This is a genomic window from Thiocapsa sp. UBA6158 (assembly GCF_002423035.1).
Taxonomy (GTDB): Bacteria; Pseudomonadota; Gammaproteobacteria; order Chromatiales; family Chromatiaceae; genus Thiocapsa.
In genome coordinates this window covers 18,179-34,244 of record NZ_DIUM01000108.1, presented here as the reverse complement: position 1 = coordinate 34,244, position 16,066 = coordinate 18,179, and the positions used below count along the sequence as shown (strand labels likewise).

15 protein-coding genes are annotated in these 16,066 nt (G+C 65.5%); 11 read left to right on the top strand and 4 right to left on the bottom strand.

Going from position 1 to position 16,066, the window contains the following annotated elements; all coding sequences use genetic code 11:
- Positions 1-142: 142 nt before the first annotated feature.
- Both B4N44_RS14805 and lolD read left to right on the top strand, forming a co-directional pair.
- Positions 143-1,393: a lipoprotein-releasing ABC transporter permease subunit gene (locus B4N44_RS14805; RefSeq protein WP_296702295.1), complete on the top strand. Its 1,251-nt coding sequence runs from the start codon at positions 143-145 to the stop codon at positions 1,391-1,393.
- Complete coding sequence (gene lolD / locus B4N44_RS14800) at positions 1,386-2,084, top strand: lipoprotein-releasing ABC transporter ATP-binding protein LolD (RefSeq protein ID WP_296702294.1); 699 nt, start codon at positions 1,386-1,388, stop codon at positions 2,082-2,084. Before B4N44_RS14805 ends, lolD begins: the two co-directional genes overlap by 8 nt.
- Here the strand turns inward: lolD and B4N44_RS14795 are convergent.
- Entirely contained in the window at positions 2,030-2,581 is a 552-nt protein-coding gene (locus tag B4N44_RS14795) for a DUF2062 domain-containing protein (RefSeq protein WP_296702292.1), read from the bottom strand. The genes lolD and B4N44_RS14795 overlap by 55 nt on opposite strands.
- A gap of 140 nt (positions 2,582-2,721) precedes the next feature.
- Here B4N44_RS14795 and B4N44_RS14790 point away from each other — a divergent pair, with 140 nt between their 5' ends.
- The 3 genes from B4N44_RS14790 (at position 2,722) to tsaB (ending at position 6,969) form a co-directional block, all read left to right on the top strand.
- Positions 2,722-5,049 (top strand): DNA internalization-related competence protein ComEC/Rec2, encoded by a 2,328-nt coding sequence (locus tag B4N44_RS14790; protein WP_296702291.1) that lies wholly within the window; start codon positions 2,722-2,724, stop codon positions 5,047-5,049.
- Between the two features lie 29 nt (positions 5,050-5,078).
- Complete coding sequence (locus tag B4N44_RS14785; protein ID WP_296702289.1) at positions 5,079-6,071, top strand: adenosine kinase; 993 nt, start codon at positions 5,079-5,081, stop codon at positions 6,069-6,071.
- A 217-nt stretch (positions 6,072-6,288) separates the two neighbouring features.
- Positions 6,289-6,969: a tRNA (adenosine(37)-N6)-threonylcarbamoyltransferase complex dimerization subunit type 1 TsaB gene (gene tsaB, locus B4N44_RS14780; RefSeq protein ID WP_296702286.1), complete on the top strand. Its 681-nt coding sequence runs from the start codon at positions 6,289-6,291 to the stop codon at positions 6,967-6,969.
- On the opposite strand, the gene B4N44_RS14775 is transcribed toward tsaB, so the two are convergent.
- Positions 6,953-7,216 (bottom strand): hypothetical protein, encoded by a 264-nt coding sequence (locus tag B4N44_RS14775; protein WP_296702283.1) that lies wholly within the window; start codon positions 7,214-7,216, stop codon positions 6,953-6,955. The genes tsaB and B4N44_RS14775 overlap by 17 nt on opposite strands.
- A 197-nt stretch (positions 7,217-7,413) precedes the next feature.
- Between B4N44_RS14775 and B4N44_RS14770 the strand changes: the two genes are divergently transcribed.
- From B4N44_RS14770 to B4N44_RS14750, 5 genes are all read left to right on the top strand, one after another.
- On the top strand, positions 7,414-8,655 hold the full coding sequence (locus tag B4N44_RS14770; protein ID WP_296702281.1) for a glycerate kinase type-2 family protein: 1,242 nt from the start codon (positions 7,414-7,416) through the stop codon (positions 8,653-8,655).
- Positions 8,652-9,479, top strand: a complete 828-nt coding sequence (locus B4N44_RS14765; RefSeq protein WP_296702276.1) for a ferritin-like domain-containing protein — start codon at positions 8,652-8,654, stop codon at positions 9,477-9,479. Before B4N44_RS14770 ends, B4N44_RS14765 begins: the two co-directional genes overlap by 4 nt.
- Positions 9,480-9,579: 100 nt before the next feature.
- Positions 9,580-10,836: a bifunctional alpha/beta hydrolase/OsmC family protein gene (locus tag B4N44_RS14760; protein WP_296702273.1), complete on the top strand. Its 1,257-nt coding sequence runs from the start codon at positions 9,580-9,582 to the stop codon at positions 10,834-10,836.
- A gap of 151 nt (positions 10,837-10,987) precedes the next feature.
- Complete coding sequence (locus tag B4N44_RS14755; protein WP_296702271.1) at positions 10,988-11,512, top strand: TIGR00645 family protein; 525 nt, start codon at positions 10,988-10,990, stop codon at positions 11,510-11,512.
- Positions 11,513-11,593: 81 nt separating this feature from the next.
- Positions 11,594-12,274, top strand: coding sequence for an HNH endonuclease (locus B4N44_RS14750; protein ID WP_296702269.1), 681 nt, complete (start codon positions 11,594-11,596; stop codon positions 12,272-12,274).
- Between the two features lie 65 nt (positions 12,275-12,339).
- Here B4N44_RS14750 and B4N44_RS14745 read toward each other — a convergent pair whose 3' ends face one another.
- Complete coding sequence (locus tag B4N44_RS14745; protein WP_296702267.1) at positions 12,340-13,890, bottom strand: glycosyltransferase family 39 protein; 1,551 nt, start codon at positions 13,888-13,890, stop codon at positions 12,340-12,342.
- A gap of 239 nt (positions 13,891-14,129) precedes the next feature.
- Here B4N44_RS14745 and B4N44_RS14740 point away from each other — a divergent pair, with 239 nt between their 5' ends.
- The gene (locus tag B4N44_RS14740; RefSeq protein WP_296702266.1) at positions 14,130-15,248 is read left to right on the top strand and encodes a glycosyltransferase family 2 protein; all 1,119 of its coding nucleotides are present in this window, start codon (positions 14,130-14,132) and stop codon (positions 15,246-15,248) included.
- Positions 15,249-15,539: 291 nt separating this feature from the next.
- On the opposite strand, the gene B4N44_RS14735 is transcribed toward B4N44_RS14740, so the two are convergent.
- Positions 15,540-16,040 (bottom strand): ferritin family protein, encoded by a 501-nt coding sequence (locus tag B4N44_RS14735; protein ID WP_296702264.1) that lies wholly within the window; start codon positions 16,038-16,040, stop codon positions 15,540-15,542.
- Positions 16,041-16,066 lie beyond the last annotated feature (26 nt).

The following is a 16,066-nucleotide window of genomic DNA, read 5'->3' as shown; positions in this document are numbered from 1 at the left end:
AGCTCGGCGTTTGGTACATCCAGGGCCCTTGGCGGGGACGCGGTTCAGGAACGCTTCAAAAAATCGAAACCGCTGTGTTCACCGGCACACCGCCCCACGGTTTTCGGGCGCTGCGGCGACCTTTGTGGTTAAATCACGCGCCATGTTCCATCCCATCGCCATCTACATCGGCCTTCGCTACACGCGAGCGAAACGCCGTAATCATTTCATCTCCTTCATCTCGGGCACCTCGATGGTGGGCATTACGCTCGGCATCGTGGCGCTGATCGTGGTGCTCTCGGTGATGAACGGTTTCCACAAAGAGATCCAGGCTCGGATTCTGAGCATGGCCTCGCATGCCACGCTCGCCGATCCCTACGGGGGAGGCATCCAGGACTGGCGCAACGTGCTGGAGCGCGTTCGAGCCCATCCGAATGTCGTCGGCGCGGCACCCTTCGTCGAGGTCCAAGGGATGCTGGTCAACGGCTCGCAGGTCAGCGGCGCCCTGATCCGCGGCATCGTTCCGACGGAGGAAGACCAGGTCGCGGAGCTGCGACGAGATATGGTCATGGGCTCGGTGGACGATCTCGTCGAGGGCGAGTTTCGGATCATCCTCGGGCAGGATCTGGCGAATTTCCTCGGTGTGGTGCCCGGCGACAAGGTCACGGTCGTCACGCCTCAGGTGAGCGCAACACCGGTCGGGATCATGCCGCGGCTCAAGCGCTTCACCGTGAGCGGCGTCTTCTCGGTCGGCATGGCGGATTACGACCGCAATGCCGCCTTCATGCAGATGGACGATGCGGCCAAGCTGCTGAGCCTGGGCGATGCGGTCTCGGGTGTACGGCTGAAGTTGACCGACATGTGGCTGGCGCCGCGACTCTCGCGCGATATCGCCTACGAGCTGGACGGGGTCTATCGCGTCTTGGACTGGACGCAGGTCCACAGCAACTTCTTCAGCGCACTGGCGATGGAGAAGCGGATGATGAGCATCATCCTCTTCCTGATCGTGGCCGTGGCCGCCTTCAATATCGTCTCGACCCTGGTGATGGTCGTCACCGACAAGCAGGCCGACATCGCGGTGCTGCGCACGCTCGGTGCCTCGCCCGCGCGCATCATGGGAATCTTCATGGTGCAGGGGACCGCGATCGGTCTGGTCGGAACCCTGATCGGGATGGTGGCCGGTGTGATCCTCGCGCTCAATGTCGAGACCGTCGTCGCCGGGATCGAGGGGTTCTTCGGCGTGCACTTCCTGGATCCGACCATCTATTACATCAGCGCGCTGCCCTCGGACGTGCATCTGCAAGACGTGCTCTTCGTCGGTGGCGCGGCCTTCCTGATGTCCGTGCTCGCAACCGTCTATCCGGCTTGGCGTGCAGCCGCGACCCAACCGGCCGAGGCCCTGCGCTATGAGTGATCTCATGCCTGTGGTGGAGGTGCAGGGACTGTCGAAGACCTTCCGCCAGGGTCCGCTGGAGGTCGAGGTGCTGCGGGATGTGGATTTTCGCGTCGGTGCCGGCGAGCGGATCGCGATCGTCGGGGCCTCGGGCTCGGGCAAGAGCACCCTGCTGCATTGTGTCGGCGGACTGGAGCGCCCGAGCAGCGGGAGTCTGCGCTGGCTCGGTCAGGAGGTCAATCGGCTCTCCGAGAACAAGCGCGGGCTGCTGCGCAACCGCCATCTCGGCTTCGTCTATCAGTTCCATCATCTGCTCGCCGAGTTCACCGCGCTCGAGAACGTCGCCATGCCGCTGCTCATCGGCGGCAGCCGACCGGCCGAGGCGCGCGATCGCGCGGCGGCCTTGCTCGATCGCGTGGGTCTCGGCAGCCGGGCTCGACACAAGCCCGGCGAGATGTCGGGCGGCGAGCGTCAGCGTGCCGCGGTGGCGCGCGCCTTGGTCACCCATCCGGCCTGTCTCTTGGCGGACGAGCCCACGGGGAACCTCGATCGGGTGACCGCCGCCCGGGTCTTCGATCTGATGCTGGAGCTCAATGCCGCGATCGGGACCAGCCTGGTCATCGTCACCCACGACCGGGAGCTGGCCGGGCGCATGGATCAGGTCTGGCGATTGGACGACGGGCTGTTGTCGCGCGACGCCGACGCGCGATAGCGTTCGCGACGCTCGCGGATGCGGCGCATCAGACGCCGGCGCCAGATCGCCTGGACGGTCAGATAACCCAGTCCCGAGCAGATGATCCCGCAGGCCAGGCTGCCGAGCGCCAAGGGCCAAATCACTGCGAGCCAGTGATGCCAGTCCAGCCAGTACTCGAGCGCGAACTCGCCGGGCTCGATGCCGAGCATCCAACACCCCAGGCGATAGGCGAAATAGAACATCGGCGGGATCGTGACCGGATTGGAGATCCAGCACACCACCACCGAGATCGGCAGGTTCACACGCAGGACGATGGCCGCCCACGCGGCGATCAGGGACTGGCCGACCGGCGGCAGAAACATCACGAACAGACCGATCGCGGTGGCGCCCGAGACCGAGTGACGGTTTAGGTGCCAGAGGTTGGGGTCATGCAGGAGCTTGCCGAAGACGCCGAAATGCCGATTGGCCCGAAAGGTGCCGGCGGCAGGTAGGTTTCGCTTGAGCCATCGTTTCACGCCGCAAGTCCAGTGGATCTTACGCCAGAGGGGTAGGCCGCGGAGTATATAGCAGTCATGGACAGATGCAGTGATCCGGGTTGTCCGGGCCGGCGAAGGCCGTCGAGCGGCGGTGACGAAGCCCTCGCGGGGCGCCCTCGATGACCCGGAGCACGACCGGTGTCGGTCTCGCCTTCGCCTCCGGTGTCGCCGTCGTTTACCTGCTGCCGGGTCTGTTGCCTCTTGCCCCCGCTGGGATTGCTACGGTCCTTTTGGGGCTCGCCGCGTGGCGCTGGCGCGCCCTTCGACTGCCCTTCTGGCTGTTGCTCGGTGCGTTCTGGGCGCACTGGAATGCCTGCCTCCTGGTCTGCGCGCCCTTTCCGGATGAGCTGGCCCGCGCGCCGCTGGTCGTGGAAGGGCGCATTGCCTCGATCCCGACGGATTCGGGTCTTGCTCGGCAATTCCTGTTCGAGGTGGAGCAGGTCCGGCAGGAGGGCGAGCCGGTTCACTTCACCGGCCTCGTCCGGCTGTCCTGGTACGAGGATGCGCCGCCGCTGCGCGCGGGCGAGCAATGGCGTCTGCCGGTGCGGCTCAAGCCCCGGCACGGGCTCGCCAATCCGGGCACCTTCGACTTCGAGCGTTGGTTGTTCGAGCAGGGTGTGCAGGCGACCGGCAACCTGCGTCGGGGCGAGCCGCCGCAGCAGCTCGACGCGGGTGCCGGCCGCTATTGGCTCGACCGTCGGCGACAGGCCCTGTCCGAGCATCTCGCCCGGGTCTTGGACGGCGCACCGGCCTTGCCGCTCGTGCAGGCCCTGGTGATCGGGGATCGTTCGGGATTCGATCAGGACGACTGGGAGGTGCTCACGCGCACCGGGACCAATCATTTGGTCGCCATCTCGGGTCTGCACGTCGGCCTGATCGCCGGCGCGGCCTTCTTTCTGGTGCGTTGGCTGTGGTCGCGCAGTGCACGTCTTACGGTTGCATTTGCCGCACCGCGCGCGGCGGCGATGGGCGGGATGATCGCCGCGCTCGGCTATGCTGGACTGGCGGGCTTCGCGGTCTCGACCCAGCGTGCGCTCGTGATGATCGCGGTGGTCTTCGCGGCGCTTCTCTGGCAACGGACGCTGCGACCCTACCATGCCCTCGTGCTTGCGCTGGTCGGGGTGCTGCTGGTCGACCCGGGGGCGGTCTTGTCGCCCGGGTTCTGGCTGTCCTTCGGCGCCGTGGCGGTGCTCCTGTTCAGCCTCGGACAACGGCTGCCGAGCCGAGATCTCTGGACGCGCTGGGGTCATGCCCAATGGGCGGTCGGGATCGGCCTGCTGCCGCTGCTGTTCCTGCTCTTCGGACGGGCCTCGCTCATCGCGCCGCCGGTGAATCTGATCGCCGTGCCGCTCTTCAGTCTGATCCTGCTGCCGCTGGTCCTGGCGACGAGTCTGCTGAGCCTGATCCCCGGATTCGGTTCGGTCGCCTGGTGGCCGCTGCAGTGGACGGCGCATCTGCTCGGGTGGTGTCTGGACGGGCTTGCCCGGGTCGCCGACGTGCCGTGGGCCGCGATGACCCTACCCGAGCGTCCGCTCTGGGTATGGCTGGTCGCGGGTGCTGGGGCCATGCTGATGCTCGCCCCGCGCGGGTTGCCGGGGCGCTGGCTGGGTCTGCTGCTCGTCGTCCCGATGTTCGTTCTGGGCACGCCTCGGCCGGGTGACGGCGAGGCATGGTTCACCTTGTTGGACGTCGGGCTTGGCCTGTCCGCCGTGGTGCGCACCCGCGAGGGCACGCTCGTCTACGATACCGGTCCTGGATTTCCGAGCGGCTTCGATACGGGCAGCGCGGTGGTCGCGCCCTTCCTGGCGGCCCAAGGGGTGCGTCGGATCGAGCGTCTGGTCATCAGTCACGCCGACCGCGATCACGCCGGTGGGCTCGCCGGTCTGGCCGAACGTATCCCGATCGATCGTATCGACAGCGGAGAGCCGGCGCGCCTGGAGGTGCCGGGTGTCGAGCCTTGCCGGGCAGGGGAGGAGTGGGAGTGGTCCGGTGTGACCTTTCGGTTTCTGCATCCGGCCGACGCTGGATTCAGCGGCAACGACGCCTCTTGTGTGCTGCGTGTGGAAACCGGGGGCCGCTCGGTCCTCCTGACCGGCGATATTCAGGCGAGGGTCGAGCGTCGTCTGGCCCGTGAGTCGGGCGATGCGCTCGCGAGCGATGTGCTTGTCGCCGGTCACCACGGCAGCGCGACCTCGACGCATCCCGATTTCCTGGACGCGGTCGCGCCCGGGCTCGTCCTCTTCGCCTCGGGTTATGCCAACCATTTTGGCTTTCCCGTCGCCGAGGTGCGCGAACGGGTCTCGGCGCGCGGTATACCCGCGCTCGACACGGGTCTGGTCGGCGCCATCGAGCTGCGACTCGGACCGAACGGCGCCATCGAGGGCCCCTGGACATGGCGCGAGCGCGCCGGCCGATTCTGGACCCATCGTGCGGACGGTATACACTGACGCCTTTTCGACGAGGAGACGAGGGATTCATGGCGAAATATCAGGTCTACGGCATCGGCAACGCGCTGGTGGATATGGAATACGAGGTGGATGCGGCGGATCTCGGCATCCTGGGGATCGACAAGGGGGTCATGACCCTGGTCGACGAGGCGCAGCAAGCGTCGATCATGTCGCATCTCAAGCATCACCAACCCCAGCGCGGGTCGGGCGGATCGGCCGCGAATTCGGTCATCGCGCTCAGTCAGTTCGGCGGCAAGGCGTTCTACTCCTGCAAGGTGGCCGACGACGAGCTGGGTCACTTCTACATGGACGACCTGATCCGCGGCGGCGTGGACACCAACAACCATACCCGCAAGGACGAAGGCCATACCGGGCGTTGCGTCGTCCTGGTCACGCCCGACAGCGACCGGACCATGTGTACCTTCCTGGGGGTGAGCGGCGCACTATCCGCCAACGAGCTGGTCGAGGACGCGCTGCGCAACTCCGAATGGTTCTACACCGAGGGCTATCTGGTGACCTCGGATGCGGCCCGCGAGGCGTCCATCTCCGCCAAGGGGATCGCCGACGCGGCCGGGGTGAAGACCGCGATCTCGCTGTCCGATCCCAACATGGTGAAGTTCTTCAAGTCCGGTCTGCTCGAGATGATCGGTTCCGGGGTGGATCTGCTGTTCGCCAACGAGTTCGAGGCGATGGGTATGGCCGGCAGCGAGGATCTCGATGTCGCGGTGGAATACCTGAAGAGCATCGCTCGGACCTTCGCCATCACGCGCGGGCCTGAAGGTGCCTTGGTCTGGGACGGCGAACGCTTGATCGAGATTGCACCGATCAAGGTCAAGGCCGTGGATACGGTGGGTGCCGGGGACATGTTTGCCGGAGCCTTCATCTACGGACTCAGCCAGGGCTGGGACTTCGCGCGGGCGGGCAATCTGGCCTCCGCGGCCTCGGCAAAGCTGGTGACCAGCATCGGCCCGCGGATCGCGGCGGACGAGACCCGGGCGATCCTGAGCCGGTTTGACAGCTGACCGGGCGTCTTTCGAATCTGCTGAGCGATCGGCAGTTCGGTCAGCCCTCCGCTCGACCCGCACCCGGTTTGCCGACGGGCCTGTCCTTGTCCATCCCGATCGGCGAGCCTGCGTCGTTCGATGACCGCGGGTCGATCGGATATCCGCAGCTCGGAGCCGACTCCGTATAGAATTGCAATCAAGTATTTCTTGGCTGAACCGATTTCCTTCCTGACCCATGAAGACTCTCCTCGCGATCGATACCTCGGGCGACGCCTGCTCGGCGGCCCTTCTGTCGGGCGAGCGCATCGAGCAAGTGCTCGAGAGCGCCCCGCGTCGGCACGGCGAGCTGATTCTGGGCATGATGCAGCAGCTGCTGGACGATGCCGGGACGCGTCTGGACGCGCTGGACGCGATCGTCTTCGCGCGCGGTCCCGGATCCTTCACGGGTGTGCGGATCGCGGTCGCCGTGGCGCAGGGGGCCGCCTTCGGGGCCGGGTTGCCGCTCGTGCCGGTCTCGACCTTGGCCGCGATCGCGCAGGGCGAGTTTCGGCGCAGCGGCGAACGGCGCCTTCTCGTGGCTCTGGATGCGCGGATGGGCGAGGTCTACTGGGGGTGTTTCGAGATCGACGCACGCGGCTTGGCCGTGGCGCGCTGCGAGGAGCGCGTGTGTCCTCCGGAGGCGGTCGAGGCACCGGACGGCGAGGGCTGGTTCGGTGTCGGGCCGGGCTGGTCGGTCTACGGCGCCGAGCTTGCCGCGCGCACCCGTGTGGCCCCGAACCACTATGCCGGCGAGGCGTTCTGCGAGGCTCGAGATCTGGCCGTGCTCGGCGCTGCCGAGCTGGCCGCGGGGCATGCAGTGCCGCCCGAGCGGGCGGCACCCGTCTATCTGCGGGATCGCGTTACGCGGGTCGGCTGAAGGTCTGGCCGTGAACCCGTTGACGTTCCTGGTCGTGCCGGCAGTGGCGCTTGAGACAACTGATGACGTAGTGCAACAGGGTTCCGCCGACGGCGAGGAACACTGCCGCCCCGGCCGCCAATCGGATGGTGGGCTCGACCTGGGAGAGGCCCAGCACCAGCCAGGTAATGAAGGCCAGTACGCTGGAGATCAGCAAGACCATGACGAAGGGCAACGGGGAACGACTGCATTTCGGGCACAGCTTCATGGATTGGACTCGTTCGACTAGGGTTCAGTGGAGGGTTCTTGCTTGTTCTCGGATTTCGGCCGTCTGCGTCCGTTTCCCGGCTACCGCTTTCGTCTCTCCTCGATACTTAGACATGTCTTTTCGGTGGATGGCATTGAGAAACGTCAATCTGAAGGCTTGGCTTGCCGTTTTCCAGCCCATCGTCCGGGTCGGTCGCGATGGCTGAGGTCGCCTATGCGCGCCGTCTGCTCCTCGAGGTCTTTGCCGCGGCACTGCGTGCGGTGCAGGGGCGTGCGGTTGTCGGGCAGGCGCTCGCCACGCGTCCCCTGCACGGCGGCTCCGTATGGATCTGTGCGATCGGCAAGGCCGCGCAGTCCATGGCGCGGAGTGCCTGCGATGCCTTGGGTCCGCGCGTTGTCGGCGGCCTGCTGATTACCAAACCCGGTCATCTGGATCACACCGCCCCGGCCGCGCTCGGGATCGAGAGCCTGCTCGGCGGTCATCCCGTGCCGGACGCGGGGAGTCTGGCGGCAGGTCGGCGCTTGATCTGCGCGCTTGGCGCGTTGCCGCCGCAGACCGAGGTGCTCTTCCTGATCTCAGGCGGGGCCTCGAGTCTGGTGGATGTGCCGATCGCCGGATTGGATCTCGCCGATCTGCGGCGCATGAACCAATGGCTGCTCGGCAGCGGCTTGCCCATCGACGCGGTGAATCGGGTGCGCAAGTCGGTCTCTCGGATCAAGGGTGGGGGGTTGCTCGGCGCGCTCGGCGACCGGCCGGCCCGCGTGTTGGCGATCTCGGATGTGCCGGGGGATGATCCGGGCGTGATCGGCTCCGGGTTGCTGGTTCCCGAGGTCGGTCTGGCCGAGGGGGTTGCGGGGCTTGATCTGCCGACCTGGCTTTCCGCGTGGGTCGAGCGCGGATTGGCGGAACGGGGACCGTTGCCGACGCGCGGTCCGCAGATCGAGCTAGTCGCGACGCTGGAAACCGCCAAGTTCGCTGCGGCCGAGGCGGGGCGCCGTGCGGGTCTCGCGGTTCGGGTCGATTCTCAACCGGTCGAGGGCGATGCCGCGCTCGCCGGTCGACGTCTGGCGCGTGCCTTGCTGGCCGGCCCGCCGGGTCTCTTGATTGCGGGCGGGGAGACGACGCTGCGTCTGCCCGATGCGCCGGGGCGAGGCGGTCGCAATCAACACCTGGCTCTCGCGGCCGCGATCGAGCTTGCCGGTCACGCCGATGCCGCCTTGCTGAGCGCAGGGACCGACGGGACCGATGGGCCGACCGACGACGCCGGGGCCTTGATCGACGGTGCCACGCTGGAACGCATCCAAGACGCCGGACTCGACGCCGCGGATGGGCTGCATCGCGCCGATTCGGGCACACTACTCGAGGCGAGCGGCGACCTGATCCGCACCGGACCGACGGGAACCAACGTGATGGATCTGATCCTGGGGTGGCGCGGATGACCCAAGTGCAGGGCAACCTCTTCGATACGGCAGCCGCCTGTCTCGGCGAGCCGGATCCGGCCCGCAAGCAGGCCGCGACCCAAGCGGCCGCCGAGCAATGGCAAGCCGGGTGCCTGCTTGCGGATGCGGCGAGCGCGGCCCCGATCCGCGATCTGCCGGGGCGTCCGGTGCGGCCTGAGCTGGTTCCCCCGCGCGCACTCAAGGCGCGCAAGCTCACGAGCCGCGAGGGCCGGGCCGCCATGATCCACGCGGTCGCCCACATCGAGTTCAACGCCATCAATCTCGCCTGGGACGCGGTCCAGCGCTTCCGCGAGATGCCGACTGACTTCTATGCCGATTGGATCCAGGTCGCGGCCGAGGAGGCGGAGCATTTCGGCCTCATGCGCGACCGTCTTCGGGATCTGGGCTACGACTATGGCGATTTCCCCGCCCATGACGGTCTTTGGGAGATGGCGCGTACGACCGCCCACGATCCCTTGGTGCGCATGGCCTTGGTCCCGCGTGTCCTGGAGGCGCGCGGTCTGGACGTGACGCCCGGGATGATGGCACGCTTCGAGGCGGCCGGCGACCCGGAAACAGCGGCTTGCCTGGGTGTCATCCTGCGCGAGGAGGTCGGCCACGTCGCCGTCGGCTCGCGTTGGTTCAAGCGGCTGAGCGAAGGGCGCGGCCTCGACCCCGGCCCGCTCTATTTCGATTTGCTGCGCGAGTACATGCGCGCTGATATCCGCTGTCCGCTCAACCTCTCGGCCCGTCGCGAGGCCGGTTTCGACGAGATCGAGCTCGCTCGTTTACAGGCGCTGTGTCGGGCGGGGGAGGGCGCGTGAGTCGGCTGATCCATTCGATGGATAAACAAAGCTGGTGGCCGGCAGCTGGAAGCCGGAATCTTTCCCCGGACCGACTGGATCTCCAACGCGAGGAACCGGCATGGCTCGTATCAAGCTCGAATTTCCGAATCCCGAAGGGCACACGCTGGTCGGCCTGCTCGAGACGCCTCCGGATCGCGTGCCGACGGCCCGTTATGCCCTCTTCGCGCACTGCTTTACCTGCAGCAAGGATCTCGCCGCGGCGACCCGCATCAGTCGGGCCCTGGCCGCGCGCGGGATCGCCGTACTGCGCTTTGACTTTACCGGACTCGGCAACAGCGACGGCGACTTCGCCAACACCAATTTTTCATCCAATGTTGCCGACCTGCTCGCCGCGGCGAGCAAGCTCGAGGAGGACTACGAGGCCCCGGCGCTCCTGATCGGGCACAGTCTGGGCGGCGCGGCGGTGCTGGCCGCCGTGCACGCGCTCCCGTCAGTCGAGGCGGTGGTGACCATCGCCTCCCCGGCGACCGCCTCGCATGTCCAGCACCTCCTCAGCGGGGCGCGTGGCCAGTTGGAGGAGACAGGCGAGGCCGAGGTGCAGATCGGGCAGCGGCGCTTTCGTATCCGCAAGCAATTGCTCGATGACTTGGATCAATACGCCTCGGCGGACCACATCCGTCACCTCAACCGCGCCCTTCTGGTCTTCCACTCGCCGCTCGACACCATCGTCTCGATCGGGGAGGCCGGAAAGATCTTCCAGGCGGCGCGGCATCCCAAAAGCTTCATCTCGCTCGACAAGGCCGACCATCTGCTCGCCAATCGCGAAGACGCCGAGTACGTCGCCGAGACACTGGTCGCTTGGGCGAGCCGTTATCTGGGACTCGGCAAGCACGGCTTCGAGCAGAGCATCGGGACCGCACCTCGGGTGGCCGAGAAAGAGGTCCTGGTCACCGAGCTCGACACCCGTTTCCAGCGCGGACTCTATACCCATCGCCATCAATGGTTGGCGGACGAGCCCAAGTCGGACGGTGGCTCGGATCTGGGACCCACACCCTACGATCTGCTCTTGATGTCGCTCGGCGCCTGCATCTCCATGACCGTGCGGACCTACGCCCGGCACCAAGGGGTTGCGTTGGATGATGTCGAGGTGCGTTTGAGTCAAGACCGAGCTCACGGCACGGACTGCCGCGACTGCGAGGGTGAGCACGAGGGCAAGCTCGAGCGCATCGAGGTCGGTCTGAACATCCTCGGTGCCCTCACGCCCGATGAGCGCATCCGTCTGCTCGAGATCGCTGCCCGCAGCCCGGTCTATCGCATGCTGGCTGCCTGCATGAGCGTGCGGATCGGCTTCGAGGAGGAGCCGTCGGCCCCCTGAGCGCACGCCCAAGCCGAGGCCCGAGGGCCGAATGATCGCGCGCCGTTGAAGTGACGGCCGGGCCCGCGTAGCATCCCGCCCGCTCCCGCCTACGCGGCTCGCAATCGTCGCACGCCGACTCAATGGCCTGAAGGTAAACCGGAACCTCGACATGAAACGAATCGAACACTTTCTGGAGTTGTTGATCTTCAACAGCCGTTGGCTGCTTGCGCCCTTCTATCTGGGCCTCGTCCTGGCCATCGCCTTGCTGCTGGTCAAGTTCGTCAAGGAGTTCATCCACTTTGTCCCGCTCGTCTTCGCCGCCGAGGCCGGCGAGGTGATCATCGGGCTGCTCTCCCTGATCGACGTCGTGATGATCGCCAACCTGGTGCTCATCATCGTGTTGGCCGGTTACGAGAACTTCGTCTCACGTATCGACACGGGCAATCACGAGGATCGCCCGGGCTGGATGGGACACGTCGGTTTTGCCGAGCTGAAGATGAAGCTCATCGGCTCCATCGTCGCCATCTCCGGCATCGAGCTGCTCAAGGCCTTCATGTACGTGGACCGCCTGACCAACGAACAGCTGGCATGGAAGGTCGGAATCCACATGACGTTTGTGGTCTCCGGTGTCTTGTTCGCGCTGATGGATCGGATCTCGGCGGATAAGGCGAGCAATCGCGGGGACGATCATTGATCGACAGTCCACCCGACCGGCCGGCATGATGAACTCGGCGTTTCGATGTTGAACACGTTCGGCGGGAAATGAAAGACGTCAATGGCTACGCGTCAAGCCTTTACCCGAGATGAGATCGTGCTCTGCATCTATGCGGCGCGATACGACATCGCCGAGATCGGAGGCATCGAGACTATTTACGCGCTACGGTCACGCAGTCGCTCATCAATCAGCATGAAGATCCAGAACATCGTCGCGATGTGCGACGACGCAGGGATCAGTCGAAACCCGACTCAGCGCAGTCTGACGGGACGTCCGGCCGGAGAGACCGGCAGGCGGACCAACTGGGCCGAGCTCTCGGACTATGCCGGCGTTGATCGGCACAGACATCTTCTGGAGTGTCAGGCCATTATCGCGAAGGCATTTTCCTGGCCGGGGGAATTGACCGATGGCTCGACATTTTTCGAAGGTGCCAAACGCCGCGTGACGGTCAATGCCTACGAACGTGACCCAGCCGCTCGCCAACGCTGCATCGAACACTATGGGTGCGCATGCATCATCTGCCGATTCGATTTCCCGGCGTTGTTCGGCCCGGTCGCAGAGGGCTTCATCCAGGTGCACCATCTCACACCCTTATCGGAGATCGGTGCCCGATATGCCGTGAACCCGATCACTGACCTACGACCTGTTTGCCCGAACTGCCATGCCGTCATCCATCTCGGAGGATGCACACGTTCGATCGACGAGGTCCGTGAAATGGTGCAGTCGCGAGCGTCGCGTTAGGCGCGTCGGCACGACGCTCGATCTTTTCCGACTCGCGCGATGTACGCCGTAACCCGACCTTTTGCTCACCCCTTCGGAATGTATCGATACAGATTCCAAGTGTGCAACGGACGCGCACAGGGCGCCTCCGCCGCTTCGCTCAGCGGCTGCCCGGCGCAATCGAAGAGCCTGCGATGGGTATCGCTGTGAAAACCCACGATGGCCGGCGGTGCGCCGAATCCGGAGACCAGCCAGAAGGGTGAATCGACCGACTTCGGATCCAGTGGCGGTGCGATCCGGCCCCGCAGATACTCGGAGGGTCGGGTGAGGCCAGGCCATTGGGTCGTGGTGTCCAAGCTCGGCGCGTAGAAGCGAAGCATCGCCGTTGTTTGGTAGCGGTCTGCAAAGACGGGCTCCTCGAGCGTGCCGAGGATCTCGGCCAATTCTCGGAATCCATGGGTCTCGCGCAGAACGCGATTCTGACTGTCTCCGAGCGGCAGTGACGCGGTCGCTGCATGGAAGGCGTAGAGACTCAGAAGCAGCAGATTGCCCAGCGCGGCGGCGAGGACCCAGGGGCGCAGATTGCGCAGCAGCAAGGTCGCCAAGGGCGCCGCGGAGATGAGGTAGACGGCGGGCCAATTCGGCTCCACCTCGCTGCCGGTCGCGACCAGGGCGAAGAATCCCAAGGGGAAGAGGGTTGCAGCCCACAACAGGGCCTTGGCGTGACGAGCGAGTGTCGCGGTGATCTCATGGCTCGGCTGGTTGTCTCGCGCCCGGTTGATCAAAGGCGCAAGGAGCAGGGGAATTGCAATCAGTCCCCAAAACGCGAGCTGGGTGCCGAGATAACCCGAGAGGCTGCCTAGGCGTTCGCCGACCGATTTGGGGCCGACGTGCTCGATGGCACCGGGGGCGCCGACCGGAAGCGCGCCGACCTCTGTCGAGAAGCCGTGCCCGAACTGAAAGCGCATGGTCAGCCATTCGTTCTGCTGATTCCAGAGGATGTTCGGCGCGAAGACCAGCAGCGCGACGAGTCCGCCGAGGTAAGGCCAGCGCGTGCGCAGCGCGCGCGGGTCGCTTGCGATGATGGCCAAAAGCAGCACCGGCCCGATCAGGACCATGGTGTATTTCCCCAGCAGACCGAGACCCACCGCTGCACCGGCGCTGAGCCAACGTCGACGCTGGCCGGCAAGCGCGCGCTCGCTCTCGTGCAGGGCGAGCGCCCAGGCCAGGCCCAGCACGGTGTCGGGTGTGGTGATGATGCCGCCGGCGAATCCGGGAATGGTCGCGAAGACCATGACCAGCGCCAAGGCTAGATCGCACGGAGCCGTAAGGCCGCAGTTGCGGAAAAAGCGCGCAAGGATGAGCAGCGTCAGGGCGCTTGCGATCAGTGTCCCCGCGCGTGCCGCGAGCGCGGACCCCGGGGCGAGCCAGGTGCCGATGCCGAGCAGTGCCACACCCGGAGGATGGTCGAAATAGCCCCAAGCGAGGCTGCGTGCCCAGTCGAAGTAATAGGCCTCGTCCTGCGTAACGGGTAGGATCGCGGCGACACCCAGCCGCCACGCCGTCATGGCCGCGATCAGGGCGAGCAAGAGACCCCAAGCCTGACGGGGTGTATCGATGCCTCGGGTCGTTTCCATGGTCTCGTGACTCGCTGGGTTGTCTGATTCGGCGGATCCGATCCGGGCTGCGATCGGTCGAGGTGGCGGGAACGCGGTCGCGTTAGAATAAAGACTTCTCGGAGCCCGGATCTGCCGTCTCGTCACCGTTCCGCGTCCGCAGCCGCGGGCGGCAGTCTACTTCAAAGGCGCGCCCCGTACGTTTCTTCCCTCGACGAATCGAACCTCCGCTTATGGCCAACAGGATCTCGGATCAGCCGATGCCTCAACACCACTGCCGTCCGCCCGAGTTGGCCGTCATCATCCCGACCTATCAAGAAGCGGACATGGTGGACGAGGTCGTCCGGCGGGTCGACGCTGTGTTGGAGGGGATCGATTGGGAGCTGATCTTCGTCGACGACGACTCGCCCGACGGGACCTCGGACCGGGTCCGCGCCATTGCACGACAGGATCGGCGTGTCAGGTTGGTGCAACGTATCGGCCGACGCGGGCTCTCCTCGGCCTGCATCGAAGGCATGATGTCGAGCGCCGCACCCTTCCTGGCGGTGATGGACGGCGACCTCCAACACGACGAGACCCTTCTGCCCCGGATGCTCGAGGTCATCAAAGCCGAGAATCTGGACATCGTGGTCGGCAGCCGCTATGTGTCCGGCGGGGGTATGGGTGACTGGAATGCCCGTCGACAATCCATGAGCCGGTTCGCGACCCGGATCGGCCAGTCTCTGATTCATGCGGACCTGCAGGATCCGATGAGCGGGTTCTTTCTGGTGCGCGCCTCGGTCGTCCAGGGATGCGTGCGGCGTCTCAGCGGTGTCGGCTTCAAGATCCTGCTCGACATCTTCGCCGAAGCCGAGCAACCCCTGCGGTTTCGCGAGCTGCCCTTCACCTTTCGCGCGCGCGAGGCGGGCAGCAGCAAGCTCGACAACGCGGTGCTCTGGGAGTATCTGCTGATGCTGACCCAGAAGCTGATCGGCCCGCTCATTCCGGTGCGCTTCATCGCCTTCGCGGCGATCGGCGGCCTCGGTGTCTTCGTGCACATGGCCGTACTCTGGCCCATGCTGACCCTGCTCGGCACAGGCGCCTTCCTCATCAGTCAGGCCGCAGCAACGCTGGTCGCCATGACGAGCAACTTCTTCCTGAACAATATCCTGACCTACCGTGACATGCGTCTGCGCGGTCGGCAGTTGATCTGGGGCTGGCTCTCCTTCGTTGCCGCCTGCAGCGTCGGAGCCCTGGCCAACGTCGGCATCGCCAACTATCTCTTCCAAGGCGGACATTCCGGCTGGTTCCTCTCGGCGCTCGCCGGGATCCTGGTCGGTGCGGTTTGGAATTATGCGGTGACCGCGGTCTATACCTGGAAGCGGCCGCGGGCAGGCTAGGTCTGGGGTTTGTTGCCCGGCTGCGGTGATGAGTCGCCGGTCCAGTTCTCGATGACCGGAGCAGGGTAGTCCTTGAAGTCGTGAGTCGGCCTTAGCCTTCCCGCCGGCCGGGCCTTCGAATGCCTCCCGATCGACACCCGGCCTTCGGAGCGCTACCGGCCGGATCGGAGCGAAGGCGAAAACGTCGCAAAACCGCTTTCAAGCCCCGGTCGTGGCTCGGTCCCCGTGAGGTCAAGGCGATCGAGCCGTCGCAGCGCGTCGAAACAATCCCCTACCGGACGTTGAACCGGTTTAGACGCCTCCGGCATGCACGATTTCGTAGTAGAGTTTTTCCAACTCGAGTTTGTGTTTGGTTTCTTCGCTGGCGAGGAAGGTAAAGAGATCGCGGATCGCACCGTCCGGGGTCGTGTTGGCCAGTTCGCGATAATGGGTCATGGCCGCGTGTTCGCGCCCCATCGCGTATTGCAACACGGTCTGGTCGTCGGGATTCTCGCCGAGGTCGGGCAGATGCAGACAATCGGAGAATTGGCTGTCGCTGGCCGGACGCTCGATCTCGGCCTTGATCTGTTCGGCCAGATCCGCGCGCGCGGCCAAAGCGCTGAAGAGATCGAAATGGCCCTGCTCCTCGACGGCAAGCTCCTCGACCAGATAGCGAATGTTCTTGCTGACGCGCGGAATCAGGGCGGTGTAGAAGTCGCGCGCGCTGGCTTCGAAACCGGTGGCGACTTCCAGCACTTCGCGCAGCGTCGTCTTGCCGCGCAGACGCTCGATGCCGTGGCTACCCTCGCTCATGGTGCTGCCCCATTTCGATTTCAGGA

Coding starts and splice junctions, on each gene's coding strand:
- B4N44_RS14805 (WP_296702295.1), top strand. CDS start 143: ATGTTCCATCCCATCGCCATCTACATCGGCCTTCGCTACACGCGAGCG.
- lolD (WP_296702294.1), top strand. CDS start 1,386: ATGAGTGATCTCATGCCTGTGGTGGAGGTGCAGGGACTGTCGAAGACC.
- B4N44_RS14790 (WP_296702291.1), top strand. CDS start 2,722: ATGACCCGGAGCACGACCGGTGTCGGTCTCGCCTTCGCCTCCGGTGTC.
- B4N44_RS14785 (WP_296702289.1), top strand. CDS start 5,079: ATGGCGAAATATCAGGTCTACGGCATCGGCAACGCGCTGGTGGATATG.
- tsaB (WP_296702286.1), top strand. CDS start 6,289: ATGAAGACTCTCCTCGCGATCGATACCTCGGGCGACGCCTGCTCGGCG.
- B4N44_RS14775 (WP_296702283.1), bottom strand. CDS start 7,216: ATGAAGCTGTGCCCGAAATGCAGTCGTTCCCCGTTGCCCTTCGTCATG.
- B4N44_RS14770 (WP_296702281.1), top strand. CDS start 7,414: ATGGCTGAGGTCGCCTATGCGCGCCGTCTGCTCCTCGAGGTCTTTGCC.
- B4N44_RS14765 (WP_296702276.1), top strand. CDS start 8,652: ATGACCCAAGTGCAGGGCAACCTCTTCGATACGGCAGCCGCCTGTCTC.
- B4N44_RS14760 (WP_296702273.1), top strand. CDS start 9,580: ATGGCTCGTATCAAGCTCGAATTTCCGAATCCCGAAGGGCACACGCTG.
- B4N44_RS14755 (WP_296702271.1), top strand. CDS start 10,988: ATGAAACGAATCGAACACTTTCTGGAGTTGTTGATCTTCAACAGCCGT.
- B4N44_RS14750 (WP_296702269.1), top strand. CDS start 11,594: ATGGCTACGCGTCAAGCCTTTACCCGAGATGAGATCGTGCTCTGCATC.
- B4N44_RS14745 (WP_296702267.1), bottom strand. CDS start 13,890: ATGGAAACGACCCGAGGCATCGATACACCCCGTCAGGCTTGGGGTCTC.
- B4N44_RS14740 (WP_296702266.1), top strand. CDS start 14,130: ATGCCTCAACACCACTGCCGTCCGCCCGAGTTGGCCGTCATCATCCCG.
- B4N44_RS14735 (WP_296702264.1), bottom strand. CDS start 16,040: ATGAGCGAGGGTAGCCACGGCATCGAGCGTCTGCGCGGCAAGACGACG.